Genomic DNA, 19,169 nt, shown 5'->3' with positions numbered 1-19,169 from the left:
AACAGCGGGAGAATGGTCATGCGTGATCCGTCCTATGGCGTTGCTGCGATCTCCGGCCCGACCAAGGCGAGCGGCGCCTCGCATCGGGCGCGGTCGGCTTATGGTCTGGCGCACATTCGGGAACAGCACGGGCTGCGACCGCTCACCGCCCCCAAAAGGCTCGGGCTGCATGCCCTCGGCCATCATGGCTCGATCCTGCTGCCGCACGCGGTGTCGACCTATCGGGCGCTGGGCCATGCCCATGGCTACCCCCGGCCCTTCAACCCCTATCGCCACGACCATGGGACCGCGCCGCTCGCCTGACGCTGGCGGGGCCAAGACGTCTGCGATAAAGAGGGTCCAGAGGGGAGACCGATCATGTCCGTGATGATGTTGCTCATCGCTCTCGTACCGGCTGTCACGCTGGGGCAGCCGTCGCCGAAGCCCAAGCCGCCGGCGTCGCGATGCGAGCAGCCGCAGGTGCGCCGGATCGCGGGAGCGACCACGCCCGGTCTCCACAAGCTCGGCGACCTGCCTCCCGCCAAACCCATCTATACCGTGCTGCGCCAGGTCGACGGGTGCCCGCGCCCGGTCAGCGTACAACCGCGCCTGACGCACGAATGAGGGTCACGGCCGGCTGATCACGCCACCCGCCAGCGGTGCGGCGGCACCGGTCGTGCCGGGGAAGCTGATCGGCAATCCGCGCAGCGTCCGCACCGCCATATAGGCAAAGCCTTCCGCCTCCATCGCATCGCCGTTCCAGCCGAGCGCATCGCTCGGCTCCGGCCGAAGCCCGCAGCGGTCGCCGATCATCCGCAGCAGCACCGGATTGTGCCGCCCGCCGCCCGCGACGATCAGCCGCTTCGGCCGCGCCGGCAGCCGGTCGATCGCCTCGGTGACGCTCGCCGCGGTAAAGGCGGTCAGCGTCGCCGCCCCGTCCGCCGCCGCCAGGCCGCGCGCCGGCTGGATGGTGAAGTCGTTGCGGTCGAGGCTCTTGGGCGGGGCGAGATCGAAGAAGGGGTGATCGAGCATGCCGGTCAGCACCGCTTCGTCGCCCCGCCCCGCCGCAGCGAGCGCGCCGTCGGCGTCGAAGCGCGCGCCCGTCTCCGCCTCGACCCAGCTGTCGATCAGGCCGTTCGCCGGACCGGTGTCGAAGGCGACCAGCGCGCCGTCCGCGCCGACATAGGTGATATTGCCGACCCCGCCGAGATTGAGCACCGCCACCGGCCGCTCCAGCGCCGCGACCAGGGCGGCGTGATAGACCGGCAGCAGCGGCGCGCCCTGCCCGCCCGCCGCGACGTCGGCGCTGCGGAAGTCGCTGACCACGGTGATCCCGGTCGCGCGGGCGAGCACCGCGCCGTCGCCGACCTGCCACGTCCAGCCGCGATCGGGGCGGTGTGCGACCGTCTGGCCGTGATAGCCGATTACCTCGACCGCCGCCGCCTCGACCCCCGCCTCGCGCAGCAGCTTGTGCACCGCGAAGGCGTGGGTACGGTCGATCAGCTCGCCCGCCGCGACCAGATCGGGGCTGGCGCGCGGCCGGTCGAAGGTCAGCGCCAGCGTCGTCGCCGCGGCGAGCTGCGCGCGCGCCGCATCCGAATAAGCTTCGCCGCGGAAGGCGATCGGACGCACCATCCCCTCGCCGTCCGTTTCGATCAACGCAGCGTCGATCCCGTCGAGCGACGTTCCCGACATCAAGCCTATCGCCAGCATATGGCCCTCCCGTCACGCCGCTGTGCCGCCTGCCCCCGCCGCTGTCGAGCGACGCGGACCCGCCGATGCGACGAACCGCACGTCCCAAGGCACCGTCTGGAAAATTCGCGACGGAAGCGCTATAGACGGGTCTCTCATGGCAACTCGTCTCCCCTCTCCGCCGCGCGTCGGCATGGTGTCGCTCGGCTGTCCCAAGAATTTGGTCGACAGCGAACGTATCCTCACCCAGCTGCGCGCCGACGGCTATCAGATGTCCGCCGACTATGCCGGCGCCGACGTCGTGCTGGTCAACACCTGCGGCTTTCTCGATTCGGCGAAGGAGGAAAGCCTTGAGGCGATCGGCGAGGCGATCGCCGAGAACGGCCGCGTCATCGTCACCGGCTGCATGGGCAAGGAGGCGGAGGTCATCCGCGCGCGCTTCCCGCAGGTGCTCGCGGTCACTGGCGCGCATCAATATGAGCAGGTGGTCGAGGCGGTGCATGATGCCGCCCCCGCCAACCTGTCGCCCTATATCGATCTGATCCCCGATGCCGGGCTCAAGCTGACGCCGCGCCACTATAGCTATCTGAAGATTTCGGAAGGCTGCAACCACCGTTGCTCCTTCTGCATCATCCCCAGCCTGCGCGGCGATCTCGTCAGCCGCCGCCCCGACGCGATCCTGCGCGAGGCGGAAAAGCTGGTCGCGGCGGGGACGCGCGAACTGCTGGTGATCAGCCAGGATACCAGCGCCTATGGCATCGACATCCGCAAGGAGCCGCGGCTGTGGAAGGGGCAGGAGGTCGTGCCGCACATGACCGACCTCGCGCGCGAACTCGGCAAGATCGCGCCCTGGGTGCGGCTGCATTACGTCTATCCCTATCCGCACGTCGATCAGGTCATCCCGCTGATGGCCGACGGGCTGGTGCTCCCCTATCTCGACATCCCGTTCCAGCATGCCGCGCCGTCGGTCCTGAAAGCGATGAAGCGCCCGGGCAACGACGCCAAGGTGCTCAGCCGCATCCACCAGTGGCGCGCGATCTGCCCCGACATCGCGATCCGCTCGACCTTCGTCGTCGGCTTCCCCGGCGAGACCGAGGCGGATTTCCAGTATCTGCTCGACTGGCTCGACGAGGCGCAGCTCGACCGGGTCGGCGCGTTCCGCTTCGAACCCGTCGAGGGCGCCGCCGCCAACCTGCTGCCCGATCCGGTGCCCGAGGCGGTCAAGGAGGAGCGCTATCAGCGGATCATGGCGAAGACCGCCGCGATCAGCGCCGCCAAGCTCGCCGCCAAGATCGGCCGCACGCTGCCCGTCATCATCGACGAGGTCGGCGACGAGGGCGCGACCGGCCGCAGCCAAACCGACGCGCCCGAGATCGACGGCCAGGTCTTCCTGCGCGATGCCGCGCACCTTTCGGTCGGCGACATCGTGCCCGTCGCGATCGAGGATGCCGACGAACATGATCTGTACGGCGTGCCGGCGTAGCGGCTGGCGGAAGTTCGCGCGTTCCAAGATGCCCGCGTGACGCGAAGAGGTGGGTTCACGCGGCGGCGCGGCGATATTTTGGTGGCGAGCTCCCGATCATCGTCAGGCAAGAGGAAGATCTGCTGGCGCTGACGCATCTTCTGCGCGCCTCCGCACCTCCGCATGACCATATTGCCGTCGCGGCCTTGGGCCTTCGCGTGAGCCGGACGCGGTCGGTACGCGGACGAGCCTTCGAGAGAAAGTCCGCGACGCCGGCCGCGGACTTCGCCAGAGGCTAGCAAGTCGATCGAACAAACACATGGTGGAGTCCTGTCGCTGACACCGATTTCACTTTCGTGACCGCCGACCGATATGGCAGCTAGTCACGATGCTGTTCCGAACCGTCGCCGCCACGCTGGCGCTCACCGCCGCGCCTGCCGCTCTCGCCCAGTCGCTCACTCCCGCCGAGGCGACCGCGGTCGACAAGGTCGTCGCCGACGGGCTCGCCGCGACCGGCACGCCCTCGGCGCAGGTCGCGATCGTGCGTGGCGGGCGGATCGTGCTGGTCAAGGCCTATGGCACGCAGGCCGGCTCGACCCCGGCGCGCACCGATGCGCCCTATCAGATCGCCTCCATCTCCAAGCAATTCACCGCCGCCGCGCTGCTGCTGCTCGAGGACGACGGCAAGCTGTCGATGAACGACACCGTCGCCAAATGGCTGCCCGGGATCAGCGGTGGCGACCGGATCACCATCCGCCAGTTGCTCAGCCACACCGCCGGGCTGCAGGATTACTGGCCGCAGGACTATAGCTTCCCGGCGATGGAGACGCCGACCACGCCGCAGGCGATCGTCGATCGCTGGGCGAAGAAGCCGCTCGACTTCGCGCCGGGCACGCAATGGCAATATTCCAACACCGGCTATGTCGTCGCCGGGCTGATCGCGGAGAAGGCGGCGGGCGAGCCGCTGATGACCTTCCTCCAGCGCCGCATCTTCAAGCCGCTCGAAATCACCGCGATCGATCAGGACAAGGCGATCGGCGGCCGCTTCCCGATCGGCTATCACCGCAACGCCTTGGGGCCGGTGCGCGCCGCGCCGCCGCCCGCGGCGGGCTGGCTGTTCGCCGCCGGCGAACTGTCGATGAGCGCGGGCGATCTCGCCAAATGGGACGTCGCGCGGATCAACCGCAGCCTGCTGCCCGCGGACGACTGGGTAGCGCAGGAGACGCCGGTGCTGCTCAGCGACGGCAGCACGACCAATTACGGCTTCGGCGTCACGCTCGCCAAACACGACGGCCAGCCGGTCGTCGAACATAGCGGCGAAGCGGTCGGCTTCCTGTCCGAGAACATCGTCTATCCGGAGCAAAAGGCGGCGATCGTCGTGCTGACCAATGCCGATTTCGGCGATGCCTTCGTCGCGATCGCTCAGGGGATCGCCAAGGTCGTCCTGCCCGCCGGCGCCGACGCAGCCGAGGCGGCGAAGACCCGCGCCGCCCGCGCGATGTTCGATTCGCTGCGCAACGGCACACTCGACCGGAGGCTGCTCACCGCCGATGCCGCTTATTATTTCACCCCGCAGGTGATCGCCGACTATCGCACCAGCCTGTCGGCGCTGGGCGAGCCGACCGGCTTCGCGCTCGCCGGACCGAAGCGGCTGCGCGGCGGCTTTGTCCAGCGCCGCTACACCGTCACCTACCCCGACCGGAAGCTGTCGATCGGCACCTTCGCCGAACCCGACGGCGCGGAACGCTACGAGCAATTCCTCGTCAGCCCGGTGAATTGACCATGGCCGATGCCCTGCTCCAGCCCGATCGCGGCCAGCCCGCCCGCACCATCACCCTGCTCGCGCCGGACGCGTTCGAGCCGTGGCTCGCGCGCCAGCCGCAGCGCGTGCGCACCGCGCTGGTCGCACAGCGCTTCACCGGTGCGGCGGGCGGCCACGCCATCTATGCCGAGGACGATGTCCAGGCGGTCGTCGTCGCTTCCAGAACGGACAGCTGGACCCTCGCCCGACTCGCCGAGGCGCTGCCGACCGGCACCTATCGCGTCGACGGCGCGATCGGCCCCGCCGCGCTCGGCTGGCTGCTCGGCCAATATCGCTTCGACCGCTATCGCACCAGCGAAACGGCGGGGCCGCGCATCCTGCTGACCCATGACGTCGCCGCGATCGACGAGACGGTGCGGCTCGCCGCGGCGACCGGCTGGGTGCGCGACCTCGTCAATACCGGCGCGGGCGATCTCGGCCCCGCCGAGCTGGAGGATGCCGCCGAACGGCTCGCGCGCGATCACGGCGCGACGGTGACGGTGACGCGCGGCGATGCACTCGCCAGCGGCTTTCCGCTGATCCATGCGGTGGGCCAGGCGGCGGTCAAGGAGCGCGCGCCGCGGCTGATCGAACTCGTCTCGGGCGATCCCGCGCACCCGCGCGTCGCGCTGGTCGGCAAGGGCGTGGTGTTCGACACCGGCGGGCTCGACATCAAGCCCTCGGCCGGCATGCGGCTGATGAAGAAGGATATGGGCGGCGCGGCGCATGCGCTGGCCCTCGCCCGGCTGGTGATGGCGGCGCGACTGCCGGTGCGGCTGCACCTGCTGATCCCCGCGGTCGAGAATGCGATCGCCGGCAACGCCTTCCGCCCCGGCGACGTGCTGCGCAGCCGGCTCGGGCCGACGGTGGAGAACACCAATACCGATGCCGAGGGACGGCTGATCCTCGCCGACGCGCTCGCCCGGGCCGGCGAGGACTCGCCCGAGCTGATCCTCGACTTCGCGACGCTGACCGGCGCGGCGCGCGTCGCGCTCGGCCCCGACCTGCCGCCGCTGTTCACCGACGATGCCGTGCTCGCCGCCGACCTGCTCGCCGCGGGCGTGGCGCAGGACGATCCGCTGTGGCAGCTGCCCTTGTGGGACGGCTATGACGAGATGCTGAGCTCGGACATCGCCGACATGGTCAACGCGCCGGACGGCGGCTTCGCCGGCGCGATCACCGCCGCGCTGTTCCTGCGGCGCTTCGTCCCCAAGGGCATCGCCTGGGCGCATATGGACGTCTTCGCCTGGCGTCCCTCCGCCAAGCCGGGCCGGCCGAAGGGTGGCGACGCCTATGCCTTGCGCGCCTGCTACGCGGTGCTGAAGCAGCGGTACGGGACGCGCTGAGGCGGGTCCTTTGCGGGTTTGCGCTCCCGGCGTGGCATTGCGGGCAAGCCGGGCTTCGACAGGCTCAGCCTGAACGGATAATGGGGTGGCGGATCGCGCCTAGCGTCCGTCTGCCCTGCGCCGGCGCGCGGGGTGGCCACGTACCTCGTCCGACTTGCGGCTGGAGTGCCCCCCATTCGCCCTGAGCCTGTCGAAGGGCAGGTCCCCCCAGGCGCCGAGCCTCGGAGCTGCGCCCCATCGAGCCGGCAGACTTACCGATCCTCAGCCGGCGGATCGATATCCCATTGCTGGTCGCGCAGCACCGTCGAGCGGACCGGACGCCCCGCCGCATCGCGCCACGGATCGTAGCGGAAGCGTTTCTCGATCGCCGCGCAGGTCACCTGATCCATCAGCGCGTTGCCGCTCGACCGGGCGATCGTGCAGCCGGTGACGCGGCCGTTGGTTTCGACCCGGAAGCGGACGCTGACGACGCCGCGGAAGCCCGAATCGAGGATCGCTTCGGGAATGTCCGATCCCTTGATCCGGCCGCTGACCAGCCGCGGCACCCGCTCCCAGCCGCTGCCGTCGCCATCGCCGTCACCGCCCGCGCCATTGCCGTCGCCGACGCCGCCCGCGCCGGTGCCCGGTCCGGCGCGATCCGAGGCGCCCGAATGGGTGTCGGCGCCGATATTGGCGAGCGGCGCGACGATGATCGGCGGCGGCGGCGCGAGCGCGATCACCGGGATCGGCGCGACCACCTCCGTCGCCTTGGCGCGAAGGTTGGGCGGCGAGGCCCGCCCGCTCGCGCGGTGCACCGGCCTGGGCGGCGGCACGGTCCGCTCGGGCGGTGGCGGCGGCGGCGCGACGGTGAAGGTGGCGAGCGAGTCCGCCACCGCGCCGCCGCCGCCGCGAAAGGCGAGGCCGGCCAGCAGCGCATAGCCGAGCGCCGCGACGATCACTGCGGTCAGGGCCGCGGCGCCGAGGCGGTCTTTCAAGGGGGCCGGAGCGATCACCATCGAGAGATGATGGCGCCCCCAACATTTCGCAACGCTGACCGGGATTTAGTGCCCGCCCCAGCCCCTCAGAGTGCGGCGGCGGCGGTGATGATCGGCACGAACTTGGCCGCGGTCAGGCTCGCGCCGCCGACCAGCGCGCCGTCGACATTGTCGCAGGCGAGAATGGTCGCGGCATTGTCGCCGGTCACCGAACCGCCGTAGAGGATGCGCACGCCATCGGCGGCATCGCCGATCAGCGTGCGCAGCTTGGCGCGTGCGATCGCGTGGATCGCCGCGATCTGTTCGAGCGTCGGCGTGCGGCCGGTGCCGATCGCCCAGCGCGGTTCATAGGCGAGCGTGAACCAGCTGCCGTCGGCATTGTCGGGCACCGATTTCTCGATCTGCGCCTGGACGACGCGCTCGGCGCGGTCGGCGTCGCGCTCCGCCTCGGTCTCGCCGCAGCAGGAGATGACGTGCAGCCCCTGACGCCGGGCCGCCGCCGCCTTGGCCCAGGCGTCGTGGCTGGTCTCGCCCTGGTCCATCCGCCGCTCGCTGTGGCCGACGAGGGTGAAGCGCGCCCCCGCCTCCTTGACCATCGCCGCCGAGACGCAGCCGGTATGCGCGCCGCTGTCTGCCTCGTGCACGTCCTCCGCCCCGATCGACAGCGTCGGCGCGCGGTCCGCCGCGGGAGCGATCAGCGTGAAGGGCACCGCGACCATCACGTCGACATTGGGCGCGGCCGCCGCCGCCGCGGCAATGCCGTCCAGCTCCGCGAGCGCGGCGCGCGACCCGTTCATCTTCCAATTGCCCGCCACCAGCTTGCGCCGCGTCATCCGACCTCCTGTTATACGTGTTCAACAAACCCTGCCCGCCCCCGCGCTTGATGGCAAGCCACTGCCCCCCTAAAGACGCAGGCAATTCCAAAGGGACGATCGGCCTTCCATGCTCAGCTTCTTCCGTCGCATCACCAATTCCAAGGCCGGCGTCGTCATCACCTTCATCGTTCTCGGCGTCATCGCGCTGGCGTTCGCGGCAGGTGACATCACCGGTCTGGCGGGCAACGGCGGCAGCCTGTCGGGCAATGCCGTCGCCACCGCCGGCGGCACCAAGATCACCGCGGCCGATCTGCGCAACCGCGTCCAGACCGAGCTGCAGGCGGCGACGCAGGAGGCGGCGCGGCAGGGCCAGCAGCCGCCGACGATGCAGCAATTGCTCGATCAGGGCGGGTTGCAGTCGACGCTCGACCGCACGATCAACAGCCTTGCGCTCGAAGCCTTCGGCCACGACCAGAAGATGGTGGTGAGCAAGCGCTCGATCGACGGCGTCATCGCCAGCATCCCCGGCCTGCGCGGTCCCAACGGCCAGTTCGATCCCGCCAATTACCAGCGACTGCTCGCCGACCAGCGGCTCACCGATGCGCAGGTCCGCACCGACATCGCGCGCGACATCATCGCGCAGCAGCTGATGCTGCCGACGCAGGGCGCGACGCAGGTGCCCGAGAAGCTCGCCATCCCCTATGCCTCGCTGATGCTGGAGAAGCGTTCGGGTCAGGTCGCCTTCGTCCCCGCCAAGGCGGTCGACACCGGCGCCGCGCCGACCGATGCCGAGCAGCAGGCCTATTATCGCCGTAACGTCGCGCGCTACACCGTCCCCGAACGGCGCATCGTCCGCTATGCGCTCGTCACCCCGGAGATGGTCAAGGCGCGCGCCGTGCCGACCGATGCCGAGATCGCCACCGCCTATAACCAGCAGCGCAGCCGCTTCGCCGCGGCGGAGAAGCGCACGATCAGCCAGGTCGTCGTCGCCGATCAGGCCGGCGCCAATGCACTCGCCGCCAAGGTCAAGGGCGGTGTCAGCCTCGCCGACGCGGCCCGTGCCGCCGGCCTCGAACCGGCGGTGCAGACCGGCGTCACCAAATCGGCCTATGCCGGAGCCGGCAATGCCGCCATGGCCGACGCCGTCTTCGCCGCGCCGCAAGGCGGCGTCGTCGGGCCGGTGCGCGGTCCGCTCGGCTGGGTCGTCGCGCGGATCGACAAGGTCGAGCAGGTCGCCGGCAAGACGCTCGAACAGGCGCGTCCCGAGTTGCTGGCCGAAGTGTCGAAGCGCAAGCTGCAACAGGCATTGTCTAGCACCCGCGACTCGCTAGACAGCGCGCTCGGCAACAGCGCGACCTTCGACGAGGCGGTCGCCGATCAGAAGCTGGCCACGCAGACGACGCCGCCGCTGCTCGCTAACGGCCAAAACCCCGACGCGCCCGCGGCGCAGTCTGACCCGACGATCGCGCCGATCGTCTCGGCCGCCTTCCAGATGTCGGAGGGCGACGCACCGCAGCTCGTGCCGGTCGGTCAGGACGGCGCCTTCGCGCTGGTCGCGCTCGGCCGCGTCGTCGCCGCCGCGCCGCGCCCGCTGACGCAGGTCAAGGCGCAGGTCGTCGCCGACCTCACCGCCGACCGCGCTCGCGCCGCCGCGCGCAAGCTCGCCGCCGATATCCTCGCCAAAGTCAACAAGGGCACGCCGCTCGCCCAGGCGATGGCGACCGCCGGTCGGCCGCTGCCCCCGGTGCAGACCGCCGGCGCCAGCCGCGCGCAGCTCGCCGCGGCGCAGGGCAACGTCCAGCCGCCGCTCGCGCTGCTCTTCTCGATGGCCAAGGGCAATGCCAAGCTGCTCGAGGCGCCGAACAATGCCGGCTGGCTGATCGTCAAGCTCGACACGATCGTGCCGGGCGACGCGCGCGGCACGCCCGCCGCGATCAGCGGTGCGCGCGGCAGCATCGCCCGCCTCGTCGGTCGCGAATATGCCGAGCAATTCGCCCGCGCGGTGCGCAATGCGGTCGGCGTCAAGACCGACGCGGCGGCGCTCGCCCGCCTGCGCGCCGACCTCGCCGGCAATGGCGCCGGCGCCGCCGGCAACTGAGATGAGCACGCCCGACGCCGTCGCCGCGCTCGCCGCCGGTCGTCCGGCGTTCGTCTGGCGACGGCAGGTCGCGGATACCGAAACGCCGGTCGCCGCCGCGCTCAAGCTGATCGAGCCGGGGCGCGGCGACTATCTGCTCGAATCGGTCGAGGGCGGCGCGACGCGCGGTCGCCACAGCATGATCGGCCTTGCGCCCGACCTCGTCTTCCGCGCGCGCGGCGATCGGGCCGAGATCAACCGCCAGTGGGCGACCGATCGCACCGCCTTCCAGCCGACCGGCACGCCGACGCTCGCCGCCCTGCGCGCGCTCGTCGCCGAATGCCGCGGTGAGGTGCCGGCGGAGCTGCCCAAGGCGCTCGCCTGCCTCGTCGGCTATTTCGGCTATGAGACGGTCGGGCTGGTCGAGACGCTGGCGCAGCCCGAGGCCGATCCGCTCGGCCTGCCCGACATGCTGTTCGTCCGCCCGACGGTGATCTGCGTCTTCGACCGGCTCGCCGACGCGCTCTATCTGGTCGCGCCGGTCTGGCCCGATCCGGCGCACGATCCGGCGCAGCTCGTCGCCGCGGCGGAGGAGCGGCTCGACGCGGTCGCCGCCCGGCTCGCCAACACGCCGCTCCCTGCGCCGGTCCGCGCGTGGCCCGATACACCGGTCTATACGCCCGCGATCGCCCCCGAAGACTATGGCCGCATGGTCCGCCGGGCACAGGACTATATCGCCGCGGGCGACATCTTCCAGGTCGTGCTGGCGCAGCGCTTCGCCGCGCCGTTCACGCTGCCGCCGTTCGAACTCTATCGCAGCCTGCGTCGCATCAATCCCTCGCCCTTCCTCTACCACCTGGACCTGCCGGGCTTCGCGCTGATCGGCTCGAGCCCGGAGATCCTGGTGCGGGTGCGCGACGGCGCGGTGACGATCCGGCCGATCGCCGGCACCCGCCCGCGCGGGCGGACCGCCGCGGAGGATGAGGCGAACCGCGCGAGCCTGCTCGCCGATCCCAAGGAGCGCGCCGAGCATCTGATGCTGCTCGACCTCGGCCGCAACGACGTCGGCCGCTCCGCCGCGCCCGGATCGGTGCAGGTCACGGCCAGCTACGGGATCGAATTCTACAGCCACGTCATGCACATCGTGTCGAACGTCACCGGCCGGCTGGCGGATGGGGCGGATGCGATCGACGCGCTGTTCGCCGGCTTCCCCGCCGGCACGGTCAGCGGCGCGCCCAAGGTGCGTGCCTGCCAGATCATCGCCGAGCTCGAACCGGAGCGGCGCGGCGCCTATGCCGGCGGCGTCGGCTATTTCTCCCCCGACGGATCGATGGACAGCTGCATCGTGCTGCGGACCGCGGTGGTCAAGGACGGCATGATCCATGCCCAAGCCGGCGCCGGCATCGTCGCCGACAGCGACCCCGCCTCCGAGCAGCGCGAATGCGAAGCCAAGGCGGGTGCGATCCTCGCCGCCGCCCTCGATGCGGTGATACGGGCGGGCGATGCGGGGTTTGCGCAATAGCGCCGGGGAATGAGCGTTCGGCTGAGCCGAGACCATTGTTCGTCGCCTCGATCCCAGTAGCAAATAACCACCACCGCCCGCATCTCGTCACCCCGGACTTGTTCCGGGGTCTACTTCGCCGACAAACACACCAAGCTTAGGCTTGGCGGAACCGCGGATGCCGGAACGGGTCCGGCATGACATGTCCAGTGACTTGAAGGTTTCGCGATCCGCGCCCGCTCGACGCTCGCCGTTCCTGCAACCTCGGGCTCCTGCTTCCGCAGACGTGCGGCATTAGGGCGTGAGGGGAGATGACCGCCGGACCGATCGTCACCCCTTCATCCGCGCCATCGGCCGTCACCGATGGCTCCGTCCTCACGGCACCGACGCATTCGCATCCTGCTGCGCGCGTCGCTCCGCCGCCCAGGCGCGGTTGGTCGCGAGCGCGCAGCCGCTCTGGCCGCCGCTGCCGACCGGCGAGCAGGTGTCGGGCAGCCCGCCGGCGACGCGACCGACCTGGTCCATCGTCGCGGCGCGATTGCCCCAGGCCTGGTTCTTGGCGGGGATCGGGCCGCTGTCGCGGAACTGCTTGGGAATGCGATAGGGCTGTTCGAGCGTCGAGCAGACGACGATTTCATTGCCGGTGCTCTGCGGGCATTTCTCGCCGGCATTCAGCGTCACCGCACGGACGCGCTGCGGCGGCGAGCCCGATTCCGCGGCATCCGCCACCGGCGCGCTTTGCGCGACGGCGACCGCGGGCAGCGCCAGCATGGTGGCGATCAACAACGGGCGGAACATAGTAGCGTCTCCTTTGCGGCTTCAACGTGCAGGCGACGCAGTTTCTCCCGGCGCATGCCACGCTGACGGCTATAGCGTCGCCTAGATTGCTGCAGGATTGCCAGCGCGCAACAGGCGTTGCACCGGCGGCGGCATCGGCTATGGCGTCGCGATGATCTTGGTCGTCGACAATTACGACAGCTTTACCTGGAACCTCGTCCACTATCTGCTGGAATTGGGGAGCGAGGTGGAGGTGGTGCGCAACGATGCCATCTCCGCCGGGCAGGCGCTGTCCTCGGGCGCCGAGGCGTTCCTGATCTCGCCCGGCCCGTGCACGCCGACCGAGGCGGGGGTCAGCCTCGACCTGGTCGCCGCCGCTGCCGATGCCGGCCGGCCGCTGCTCGGCGTCTGCCTCGGCCATCAGGCGATCGGCCAGCATTTCGGCGGAACGGTGGAGCGCGGCGGGCTGATGCACGGCAAGACCTCGCCGGTCAGCCACGACGGCACCGGCCTGTTCGAGGGCCTGCCCTCGCCGTTCACCGCGACGCGCTATCACAGCTTGATCGTCCGCGACGTGCCCGCGCCGCTGCTCGTCAACGCGCGCGCCGACGACGGCCACGTCATGGGCTTCCGCCACGCCACCCTCCCCATTCACGGCGTGCAATTTCACCCCGAGAGCATCGCCACCGAACATGGCCATGCGATGCTCGCCAATTTCCTGCGCATCGCCGGCATCGCGGTGAAGGCGGCGGCGTGACGACGCTCGCCCTGCTGCCCGATCCGGCGACGCCGCTGGCGCGCGAAAGCGCCGCGCAGGCCTTCGCCGACATCCTCGACGCCCGCGTCTCGGAAGAGGCGATCGCCGCCTTCCTGATCGCACTGGCGGAGCGCGGCGAGACGAGCGTCGAGATCGCCGAAGCGGCGCGGGCATTGCGCGCCCGGCTCGTGCCCGTCGCCGCCCCGGCGGGGGCGATCGACGTCTGCGGCACCGGCGGCGACGGTCATCACACGCTCAACGTCTCGACCGCGGTGGCGCTGGTCGTCGCCGCCTGCGGCGTACCCGTCGCCAAGCATGGCAATCGCGCCGCCTCGTCCAAGGCGGGCGCGGCCGATACGCTGGAGGCGATCGGGCTCGACATGGCGGTGGCGGGCGCGACCGCGGAAGGCAGCCTCGCCGATCTCGGCATCGCCTTCCTGTTCGCCGCCAACCATCATCCCGCGATGGCGCGGATTACCCCGATCCGCCGCCGCATCGGCCGGCGGACGATCTTCAACCTGATGGGACCGCTCGCCAATCCGGCGCACGTCACGCATCAGCTGATCGGCATCGCCCGGCCCGATTATGCGGGTCTCTACGCCGAGGCGCTGGCGCAGCTCGGGACCGGCGGCGCGGCGGTGATCAGCGGCGAGGAGGGGCTCGACGAATTGTCGACCGCCGGGCCCAGCATCGCGGTCAGCATCGGCAGCACGACGCTGCCGCCCCGCATCACCCCCGAGGATGCCGACCTGCCCCGCCACCCGCTCGCCGCGATCCGCGGCGGCGACCCCGCCTATAACGCCGCCGCCTTGCGCCGCCTGCTCGACGGCGAGGCCGGTGCCTATCGCGACGCGGTGCTGCTCAACGCCGCCGCCGCGCTCGTCGTCGCCGGCCATAGCCCTCACCTCACCGCCGGCGCGACGGCCGCCGCCGCCGCGATCGACGACGGCCGCGCCGCCGCGCTGCTCGATCGCTGGATCGCCTACCGATGACCAATATCCTCTCCCGCATCATCGAGACCAAGCGCGCCGAAGTCGCCGCGCGCAAGGCGACGACCAGCCTCGCCGATCTCGACGCGCGGATCGCCGCCGTCACGCGTCCGCGCGGCTTTCGCGCCGCGCTCGACGCCCGCTCGGGTCCCGCGCTGATCGCCGAGATCAAGAAGGCCAGCCCGTCCAAGGGCGTGATCCGCGCCGACTTCGATCCGCCCGCCCATGCCCGCGCCTATCAGGCGGGCGGCGCCGCCTGTCTGTCGGTACTGACCGACGAACAATGGTTCCAGGGCTCGGACGACTATCTGATCGCCGCACGCGCCGCCTGCGATCTGCCGGTGATCCGCAAGGACTTCATGGTCGATCCGTGGCAGGCGACCGAAAGCCGCTCGATCGGCGCCGACGCGATCCTGATCATCGTCGCCGCGCTCGACGACAATCAGATGGCGGAGATCGAGGCGTCGGCACGCGAATGCGGCATGGACGTGCTGGTCGAGGTCCACGACGTGCACGAGCTCGACCGCGCGCTGCGGCTGCAATCGCGGCTGATCGGCGTCAACAACCGCGACCTGCGCGATTTCACCGTCGACTTCGCCCGCACCTATGATCTCGTCGCCAAGGCGCCGGCGGGCTGCACCTTCGTCGCCGAGAGCGGGCTGGAGCGGCGCGAGGACCTCGATGCAATGGCGGCGCACGGCGTCCATTGCTTCCTGATCGGCGAGGCGCTGATGCGCGCCGACGACGTCGAGGCGGCGACGCGCGCGATGATCGGCGCCGAGGCGTGACCCGCCTCACCCATATCGACGCCGAGGGCGCCGCGCATATGGTCGATGTCGGCGGCAAGGCGGTGACCAGCCGCCGCGCGGTCGCCACCGGTCATATCGCGGTCGCTGCCGAGGCGCTCGCCGCGATCCGCGACGGCGCGGCCAAGAAGGGCGACGTGCTCGCGGTCGCGCGGATCGCCGGGATCATGGCCGCCAAGCGCACCGCCGAGTTGATCCCGCTCTGCCATCCGCTGCCGCTGACCCGCGTCACGCTCGACCTGACGATCGACGCGGGCGGCATCACCGCCACCGCGCTGACCGCGACCGACGGCAAGACCGGGGTGGAGATGGAAGCGCTCACCGCCGTCTCGGTGGCGCTGCTCACCGTCTATGACATGGCCAAGGCGATCGACCGGGCGATGGTGATCTCCGGCATCCGTCTGCTCGAAAAGGCCGGCGGCGCGTCCGGCGACTGGCGCGCCTGAGGCGATGACGCTGCTGCCGATCGCCGAGGCGCAGGCGCGTCTGTTCACCGCCGCGCCGCGCGTCGCCGAGGAGACGGTGCCGCTCGCGCAGGCCGCGGGGCGCTGGCTCGCCGCCGACGTCGTCGCGCAGCGCACGCAGCCCGCGCACGACCTCTCCGCGATGGACGGCTATGCGATCCGCTTCGCCGACCTGCCCGGCCCGTGGACGCTGATCGGCGAGAGCGCGGCCGGGCGGCCGTTCGACGGCACGATCCAGCCCGGCGAGACCGTCCGCATCTTCACCGGCGCGGTGATGCCCGCCGGCGCCGATACGGTGATGATCCAGGAAGAGGTGGACGCGCAGGGCGCCGCGATCCGACTCACCGGCGAAGGGCCGGCGCATCCGGGCCGCAACACCCGCCGCCGCGGCCTCGACTTCACCGCCGGCGACACGCTGGTGCGCAGCGGCGAGCGACTGACCCCGGCGCGGATCGCCGTCGCCGCGACCGGCGGCGTCGGTGCGCTGTGCGTCCACCGCCGCGTCCGTGTCGCGATCTGCGCGACCGGGGACGAACTGGTCGATCCCGGCCAGCCCGCCTCGCCCGATGCCTTACCCGAATCGAACCGCGCGATGCTCGCCGCGATGCTTGCCGATCTGCCGGTCGAGCTGATCGACCTCGGCATCCTGCCCGACGATCTGGCGACGCTGCGGGACGCCTTCGCGCGGGTCGACGCCGATCTGCTGGTCACCACCGGCGGCGCATCGGTCGGCGATCACGATCTCGTCCGGCCGGCGCTCGAGGCCGCGGGCGGCCAGATCGATTTCTGGCGGATCGCGCTGCGGCCCGGCAAGCCGATGATGGCGGGGCGACGCGGCGCGATGCAGGTGCTCGGACTGCCGGGCAATCCGGTGTCCGCCTTCGTCACCGCGATCCTGTTCGTCAAACCGGTGATCGCGCATCTCGCCGGCGCCGCCGACCCGCTGCCGCGCGCGACGCTGGTGCTGCTCGGCGAGGACCTGCCCGCCAATGGCGCGCGCACCGACTATCTGCGTGCCGAAATACGCGACGGCCGCGCTTATGCCTCGACGATCCAGGACAGTTCGATGCTGCTGACGCTGGCCCGGTCGCAGGCGCTGATCATCCGCCCGGCCGGCGCCGCGGCGGCACGGGCGGGCGACTCGGCAGATATCCTCGTCATCGCTTGACGGACGCCATCCTGTTCCCTAGAAGTTCCGCGTCTGTTCTGACGGGGAAGGATCGCCCATGCTCACGCGCAAGCAGCACGAGCTCGTATGCTTCATCAACGATCGGCTGGAGGAAACCGGCATCTCGCCCTCGTTCGAGGAGATGAAGGAGGCACTCGACCTCAAGTCCAAGTCGGGCGTGCACCGCCTGATTAGCGCGCTCGAGGAACGGCATTTCATCCGCCGCCTGCCCAACCGGGCGCGCGCGCTCGAAGTGCTGCGCATGCCGGAACGGTCGGAGCGCAAGCCCGCCGCGTCGACGGCGCCGGCCGCACCGCCGCCCGCCAAGACCAACGTCCGCGCCGCACCGGCGCCCGCCAATGACGTGATCGAGATCCCGCTGCACGGCCGCATCGCCGCCGGCCTGCCGATCGAGGCGTTCGAGGGCAGCTCGACGCTCGCCGTCCCCGCCGCCCTGCTCGGCAGCGGCGAACATTATGCGCTCGAAGTGTCGGGCGATTCGATGGTCGAAGCCGGCATCCTCGATGGCGATTATGCGCTGATCCGTCGTACCGAGGTCGCCCGCGACGGGGAGATCGTCGTCGCGCTGATCGACGACAGCGAAGCGACGCTCAAATATTTCCGTCGCGAGGGCGCGATGGTTCGGCTCGATCCCGCCAACCGCGCCTATGAACCGCAGCGCTACGTGCCCTCGCACGTCCGCGTGCAGGGCAAATTGTCGGGCATCCTGCGCCGCTACGACTGAGCCGGGCGATCCGCCAGGGATGGCGGTCGCCGGGCTGTAGCACCGTGCGCACCCGTCGGCTTTCCAGGTCGATCGCGATGCCGCCGGTGCGGCGCAGGAGCGGTGCATCGAGCCGCAGCCAGCGCGGGCGGCAGGATCGCGGCAGCCGCCGTTCGCTGACGACGATGTCCGCCGCATGGCAGGCGCCGATCAGCGCGGCACGATCGACCGGATAGGCGCTGCGCGTCGCGACGATCCGCCATGCGCGCTCTGTGCTCCTCAGCGTGACGATACAGGCGTCCGCCGAGCAGCGCGCCGCCGCCTGCTCGCTGAGCGGCAACGGCTCGCCGTCGATGCCGCCATTTTCGGCGAGCATCGCCCGCGTGTAATCGCCGGCGCGCTCGCGGAGCAAGGCGAGCCGTCCGTCGACCCGTACCGCCATATGGCGGCCATCCCCCGTCACCAGCAGATCGGGGGCAGGCGCCTGCATCATCCACCAGCCGCCGAGCAGGATCGGCAGCAGCCCCCAATGCCGCACCCGCGTCCGCCACAGCATCAGCCACAGTCCGCCGCCGACGATCAGCGCGAATGCCGCGGCCGACATCGTCGGCAACGCAATGCCCGATCCCGGCAGCGCGGCGACGCGGTGGGCGATCACCAGCAACAGCCGCAACGCGAGATCGGTCAGCCACCAGACCGGTGGGCCGAGGCCGACCGTATCGGCGAGCAACGCCGCCGCTTCGAGCGGCATGACGACGAAGGTGGTGAGCGGGATCGCGACGATATTCGCCGCCGCGCCGTACAGCCCCGCCTTGTGGAAGTGGAAGACCGCGATCGGCATCAGCGCCGCCTCGACCACGACGCCGGTGAGCAGCAACGCAGCGCCTTCGCGCAGGATACGGCGACGCCAGGACTCGTCGCGCTGCCGGAACCAGCCGGCGACGCGCGGATGGTCGTGGAGCGTGACGATCGCCGCGATGGCGGTGAAGGACAATTGGAAGCTCGGCCCGGTCACCGCCTCGGGCCAGACCAGCATCACCGCGATGGCACCGCCGGCGACCAGCCGCAACGTCATTGCCTCCCGTCCCAGCACCAAGGCGGCGAGCACCAGCAGCGCGGCGACGCACGAGCGGATCGTCGGCACCTGACTGCCGGTCAGCCAGGTATAGCCGATCGCCGCCAGCGCCCCCGCCGCGGCGGCGACCAGCGGCAGGCGCCAGCGGATCGCCAGCCATGGCGACAGCGCGAGCAGCCGCATGACGAGCAGCATCGTCGCTCCCACCGCGGCGGTGATGTGCAAGCCGCTCACCGAGAGCAGATGCGCCAGCCCGGCGCGCCGCATCGCATCGGCATCGGCCAGGGTGATCGCGCCCTCGTCGCCGGTGGCGAGCGCTGCGGCGATACCGCCGCGACTGCCCGGCAAGCGCGACAGGATATGGCTGGTCAGCCCCGCGCGCAGCCCCTCGCCCGCCGCGCGCCGGATCACCCGCACCGGCGCGAAACCGCGCCCGGTCGCGCCGATCCCCGCGAACCAGGCGCCGCGCGCGAAGTCATAGCCGCCCGGCACCGCCGCATCGGCCGGCGGCATCAGCCGCGCGCGCAGGCCGATCACCGCCCCCTCGCCCAGCCCATCGGGCGCATCGCCGATCGGCAGGTTGATCCGCACCCGGGGCGGCACGCCCGCACCGTCGCTGCGCAGCGTCAGGCGGATCAGGTCGCGCGCCGGCAGCGGCTCAACCCGCTCGACCTTTCCCTGCACCGCGACGACGGCGGGGCGGGTGGTGGCGATCGGCGGCTTGGCCGCGGCGGCGGGGCTGGCATCGATTTGGTGGCGGGC

Annotated in this window: 17 protein-coding genes and 1 pseudogene; 13 read left to right on the top strand and 5 right to left on the bottom strand. The window is 71.0% G+C overall.

Annotated features, from left to right (window positions below; all coding sequences use genetic code 11):
• The first annotated feature begins 18 nt into the window (after nucleotides 1-18).
• Entirely contained in the window at nucleotides 19-303 is a 285-nt protein-coding gene (locus BW41_RS02165) for a hypothetical protein (protein WP_152542066.1), read from the top strand.
• 54 nt (nucleotides 304-357) lie between these two features.
• Complete coding sequence (locus BW41_RS02160; protein WP_037530964.1) at nucleotides 358-603, top strand: hypothetical protein; 246 nt, start codon at nucleotides 358-360, stop codon at nucleotides 601-603.
• A gap of 3 nt (nucleotides 604-606) precedes the next feature.
• Here BW41_RS02160 and BW41_RS02155 read toward each other — a convergent pair whose 3' ends face one another.
• Nucleotides 607-1,692 carry an anhydro-N-acetylmuramic acid kinase gene (locus BW41_RS02155; protein ID WP_081792845.1) on the bottom strand — a complete coding sequence of 362 codons (1,086 nt, stop codon included), beginning with the start codon at nucleotides 1,690-1,692 and terminating at the stop codon, nucleotides 607-609.
• A 136-nt stretch (nucleotides 1,693-1,828) separates the two neighbouring features.
• Here BW41_RS02155 and rimO point away from each other — a divergent pair, with 136 nt between their 5' ends.
• The 3 genes from rimO to BW41_RS02140 all read left to right on the top strand — a co-directional run bounded on the left by rimO (nucleotide 1,829) and on the right by BW41_RS02140 (nucleotide 6,280).
• Nucleotides 1,829-3,154 carry a 30S ribosomal protein S12 methylthiotransferase RimO gene (gene rimO / locus BW41_RS02150; protein WP_037530958.1) on the top strand — a complete coding sequence of 442 codons (1,326 nt, stop codon included), beginning with the start codon at nucleotides 1,829-1,831 and terminating at the stop codon, nucleotides 3,152-3,154.
• Between the two features lie 367 nt (nucleotides 3,155-3,521).
• Nucleotides 3,522-4,913, top strand: a complete 1,392-nt coding sequence (locus BW41_RS02145; protein WP_200870324.1) for a serine hydrolase domain-containing protein — start codon at nucleotides 3,522-3,524, stop codon at nucleotides 4,911-4,913.
• A 2-nt stretch (nucleotides 4,914-4,915) separates the two neighbouring features.
• Nucleotides 4,916-6,280 (top strand): leucyl aminopeptidase family protein, encoded by a 1,365-nt coding sequence (locus tag BW41_RS02140; protein WP_037530956.1) that lies wholly within the window; start codon nucleotides 4,916-4,918, stop codon nucleotides 6,278-6,280.
• Nucleotides 6,281-6,531: 251 nt separating this feature from the next.
• Here BW41_RS02140 and BW41_RS02135 read toward each other — a convergent pair whose 3' ends face one another.
• Entirely contained in the window at nucleotides 6,532-7,275 is a 744-nt protein-coding gene (locus tag BW41_RS02135) for an energy transducer TonB (protein WP_037530954.1), read from the bottom strand.
• Nucleotides 7,276-7,340: 65 nt separating this feature from the next.
• On the bottom strand, nucleotides 7,341-8,087 hold the full coding sequence (tpiA, locus tag BW41_RS02130; RefSeq protein ID WP_037530952.1) for a triose-phosphate isomerase: 747 nt from the start codon (nucleotides 8,085-8,087) through the stop codon (nucleotides 7,341-7,343).
• A 109-nt stretch (nucleotides 8,088-8,196) separates the two neighbouring features.
• Here tpiA and BW41_RS02125 point away from each other — a divergent pair, with 109 nt between their 5' ends.
• Nucleotides 8,197-10,167 (top strand): peptidylprolyl isomerase, encoded by a 1,971-nt coding sequence (locus BW41_RS02125; RefSeq protein WP_037530950.1) that lies wholly within the window; start codon nucleotides 8,197-8,199, stop codon nucleotides 10,165-10,167.
• On the top strand, nucleotides 10,142-11,668 hold the full coding sequence (trpE, locus tag BW41_RS02120; RefSeq protein ID WP_051583189.1) for an anthranilate synthase component I: 1,527 nt from the start codon (nucleotides 10,142-10,144) through the stop codon (nucleotides 11,666-11,668). Before BW41_RS02125 ends, trpE begins: the two co-directional genes overlap by 26 nt.
• 354 nt (nucleotides 11,669-12,022) lie before the next feature.
• Here the strand turns inward: trpE and BW41_RS02115 are convergent, their stop codons facing one another.
• Complete coding sequence (locus BW41_RS02115; RefSeq protein ID WP_037530947.1) at nucleotides 12,023-12,445, bottom strand: hypothetical protein; 423 nt, start codon at nucleotides 12,443-12,445, stop codon at nucleotides 12,023-12,025.
• A 151-nt stretch (nucleotides 12,446-12,596) separates the two neighbouring features.
• On the opposite strand from BW41_RS02115, the gene BW41_RS02110 reads away from it, so the two are divergent.
• Genes BW41_RS02110 through lexA form a run of 6 tightly spaced genes read left to right on the top strand, consistent with a single transcriptional unit; the run spans nucleotide 12,597 to nucleotide 17,353 of the window.
• On the top strand, nucleotides 12,597-13,181 hold the full coding sequence (locus tag BW41_RS02110; RefSeq protein ID WP_037531125.1) for an anthranilate synthase component II: 585 nt from the start codon (nucleotides 12,597-12,599) through the stop codon (nucleotides 13,179-13,181).
• Nucleotides 13,178-14,173, top strand: a complete 996-nt coding sequence (gene trpD, locus BW41_RS02105; protein WP_037530945.1) for an anthranilate phosphoribosyltransferase — start codon at nucleotides 13,178-13,180, stop codon at nucleotides 14,171-14,173. The genes BW41_RS02110 and trpD overlap by 4 nt, the downstream gene beginning before the upstream one ends.
• Entirely contained in the window at nucleotides 14,170-14,958 is a 789-nt protein-coding gene (gene trpC / locus BW41_RS02100; RefSeq protein WP_037530942.1) for an indole-3-glycerol phosphate synthase TrpC, read from the top strand. The genes trpD and trpC overlap by 4 nt, the downstream gene beginning before the upstream one ends.
• The gene (moaC, locus tag BW41_RS02095; RefSeq protein WP_037530940.1) at nucleotides 14,955-15,422 is read left to right on the top strand and encodes a cyclic pyranopterin monophosphate synthase MoaC; all 468 of its coding nucleotides are present in this window, start codon (nucleotides 14,955-14,957) and stop codon (nucleotides 15,420-15,422) included. Before trpC ends, moaC begins: the two co-directional genes overlap by 4 nt.
• 4 nt (nucleotides 15,423-15,426) lie before the next feature.
• Entirely contained in the window at nucleotides 15,427-16,608 is a 1,182-nt protein-coding gene (locus tag BW41_RS02090) for a molybdopterin molybdotransferase MoeA (protein ID WP_037530939.1), read from the top strand.
• Nucleotides 16,609-16,666: 58 nt separating this feature from the next.
• Entirely contained in the window at nucleotides 16,667-17,353 is a 687-nt protein-coding gene (lexA, locus tag BW41_RS20285; protein ID WP_081792843.1) for a transcriptional repressor LexA, read from the top strand.
• Between the two features lie 529 nt (nucleotides 17,354-17,882).
• Here the strand turns inward: lexA and BW41_RS22025 are convergent.
• Nucleotides 17,883-18,920, bottom strand: a pseudogene (locus tag BW41_RS22025) (ComEC/Rec2 family competence protein); the annotation flags it as partial.
• Between the last annotated feature and the right edge of the window lie 249 nt (nucleotides 18,921-19,169).

Source organism: Sphingomonas sp. RIT328 (genome assembly GCF_000632225.1).
Lineage (GTDB): Bacteria > Pseudomonadota > Alphaproteobacteria > Sphingomonadales > Sphingomonadaceae > Sphingomonas > Sphingomonas kyungheensis.
This window is presented reverse-complemented; position numbering and strand designations above follow the sequence as displayed.

What these genes read in the sequence shown, in the direction of transcription:
- lexA (WP_081792843.1), top strand. Translation starts at nt 16,667, where the DNA reads ATGCTCACGCGCAAGCAGCACGAGCTCGTATGCTTCATCAACGATCGG.
- BW41_RS02145 (WP_200870324.1), top strand. Translation starts at nt 3,522, where the DNA reads ATGCTGTTCCGAACCGTCGCCGCCACGCTGGCGCTCACCGCCGCGCCT.
- trpE (WP_051583189.1), top strand. Translation starts at nt 10,142, where the DNA reads ATGGCGCCGGCGCCGCCGGCAACTGAGATGAGCACGCCCGACGCCGTC.
- BW41_RS02110 (WP_037531125.1), top strand. Translation starts at nt 12,597, where the DNA reads ATGATCTTGGTCGTCGACAATTACGACAGCTTTACCTGGAACCTCGTC.
- tpiA (WP_037530952.1), bottom strand. Translation starts at nt 8,087, where the DNA reads ATGACGCGGCGCAAGCTGGTGGCGGGCAATTGGAAGATGAACGGGTCG.
- BW41_RS02115 (WP_037530947.1), bottom strand. Translation starts at nt 12,445, where the DNA reads ATGTTCCGCCCGTTGTTGATCGCCACCATGCTGGCGCTGCCCGCGGTC.
- BW41_RS02125 (WP_037530950.1), top strand. Translation starts at nt 8,197, where the DNA reads ATGCTCAGCTTCTTCCGTCGCATCACCAATTCCAAGGCCGGCGTCGTC.
- rimO (WP_037530958.1), top strand. Translation starts at nt 1,829, where the DNA reads ATGGCAACTCGTCTCCCCTCTCCGCCGCGCGTCGGCATGGTGTCGCTC.
- trpC (WP_037530942.1), top strand. Translation starts at nt 14,170, where the DNA reads ATGACCAATATCCTCTCCCGCATCATCGAGACCAAGCGCGCCGAAGTC.
- BW41_RS02165 (WP_152542066.1), top strand. Translation starts at nt 19, where the DNA reads ATGCGTGATCCGTCCTATGGCGTTGCTGCGATCTCCGGCCCGACCAAG.
- BW41_RS02135 (WP_037530954.1), bottom strand. Translation starts at nt 7,275, where the DNA reads ATGGTGATCGCTCCGGCCCCCTTGAAAGACCGCCTCGGCGCCGCGGCC.
- BW41_RS02160 (WP_037530964.1), top strand. Translation starts at nt 358, where the DNA reads ATGTCCGTGATGATGTTGCTCATCGCTCTCGTACCGGCTGTCACGCTG.
- BW41_RS02155 (WP_081792845.1), bottom strand. Translation starts at nt 1,692, where the DNA reads ATGCTGGCGATAGGCTTGATGTCGGGAACGTCGCTCGACGGGATCGAC.
- BW41_RS02090 (WP_037530939.1), top strand. Translation starts at nt 15,427, where the DNA reads ATGACGCTGCTGCCGATCGCCGAGGCGCAGGCGCGTCTGTTCACCGCC.
- BW41_RS02140 (WP_037530956.1), top strand. Translation starts at nt 4,916, where the DNA reads ATGGCCGATGCCCTGCTCCAGCCCGATCGCGGCCAGCCCGCCCGCACC.